Source organism: Moorena sp. SIO4A1 (assembly GCF_010672065.1).
Taxonomy (GTDB): Bacteria; Cyanobacteriota; Cyanobacteriia; order Cyanobacteriales; family Coleofasciculaceae; genus Moorena.
In genome coordinates this window covers 1-1,595 of record NZ_JAAHHX010000600.1, presented here as the reverse complement: position 1 = coordinate 1,595, position 1,595 = coordinate 1, and the positions used below count along the sequence as shown (strand labels likewise).

At 35.0% G+C, this 1,595-nt stretch carries 1 protein-coding gene; it reads left to right on the top strand.

The features are described 5' to 3' along the window. Positions 1-443: 443 nt before the first annotated feature. Positions 444-1,502 carry a transposase gene (locus F6K53_RS41070; RefSeq protein ID WP_293060751.1) on the top strand — a complete coding sequence of 353 codons (1,059 nt, stop codon included), beginning with the start codon at positions 444-446 and terminating at the stop codon, positions 1,500-1,502. Positions 1,503-1,595 lie beyond the last annotated feature (93 nt).

Below are 1,595 nucleotides of genomic sequence, written 5' to 3'. Positions count from 1 at the left end.
CGAGTAGCCCCAGGGGAAACACATTTACCGATGGAGGCTTACGCCATCTGGACTTTCGAGTCGCTTATGGTTCAGAAGTATTAGTTACATCGGGCAATCTCGGTTTAACTCAGATCTTGCACCAAAAAAAGTGGCTGTGAGAAGGAACGGCTGAAGTTATTGTTATTAGGGGATTAGAGGCAGTTCTATCCCTGAGTTAGAGACAACTAATCAAATACCTTGAAAAAGCCTCTGTATCCCATAATTTAATGACACTCAATGACCCAGATTATACGGAAAAATATAAATAATCAATAGTTTAGTTATGGCTTCAATTAGAATTGATATTTTTTTTGATTACATGAGAATTGTGGTAAACTCTTTTCTAAGATTAATGGAGGATAAAGACCCTGAATAAGATTTTACCAGAAGTAGAAAAATTAATCTCAAACTTAAAACAATTAATGCCCACTAGTTATCAACAAGAAACCTTAGAATCCATTTTTGGATTAATCCTTTGTGGGCAAGGTAATTCTGTTCCGGATCATTGTCAAACCAAATCGGCAAGTGCTATTAGTCGTTTTTTAAATAATTATCAATGGTCAACCCGTTCTTTAATTCGTACCGTTCGTTCTTTAATAATCAAATTTATTCTTGATCAAAGAAAAAGAGGAAGAAAACCAACTCTACAAGTAATCCTAGATTTAACTACCCTAGAAAAGGTAGGTAATTTTACCCATCTAGGAAACTTAGTGCGAGTCTATAATCATAAGAAAGGTTTACACATTGTAGTGATGTATTTAGTCCTGGGAAATTGGCGTATTCCTTGGAGTTTCAGGATTTATAGGGGTAAGGGTACTCCCTCCCCATCCCAATTAGCACAGAAGTTATTAAATAATTTACCTAAAAAAATTACTCAAAATTTTCAAGTTTATGTACTTGGTGATACGGCTTTTGGTACAATTAAATTGATTGATAATATCCGTAAAAAATCCGGCCATGCTATTGTTGGGATTAGTAAAAATCGAACTTTAACTGATGGTCGTAAGGTCTCAGACATTAAAAAGCGTGGTCAACAAGTTTATTTGAATGGTTTAAAATTACCTGTTTTTTTGTCATGGATATGGTTAAAACGAGATGGCAAAATGATTCAACGTTTTGTGATATCAACTAAACCAATGAAGGGTAAAACTATTGCTCGATGGGGAAAACGTAGATGGCAGATTGAGGGTTTCTTTAAGACAGCTAAACATCGTTTTAGCCTACACCGCTTTGGACAAAAGACAAGACTTGGAGTCTACCGTTGGTTGATTCTGTGTTTAGTTTCTTATTTGTTGGCTTATTGGGTTTATTTACACTTAGGTAAATCGGATAATTTAGATTGGTTTTATTGTGCACAACAAGCACTTATTTTACTTTTACCGCATATTTTGCTTCTCTCTATTTTCAATCATTTAGATACACTTATGCCTTGGTTACATGAGCTTAGTTTTGATTTTTGTCTGATCAGGTGCAAGATCTGAGTAAGACATATTTCTGTTCCCTGTTCCCTGTTCCCTATTCCCTGTTCCCTTTAAAGCAAAATATTATGTCCTAAACTATACTTCCGTTGCAGA

Coding starts and splice junctions, on each gene's coding strand:
- F6K53_RS41070 (WP_293060751.1), top strand. CDS start 444: ATGCCCACTAGTTATCAACAAGAAACCTTAGAATCCATTTTTGGATTA.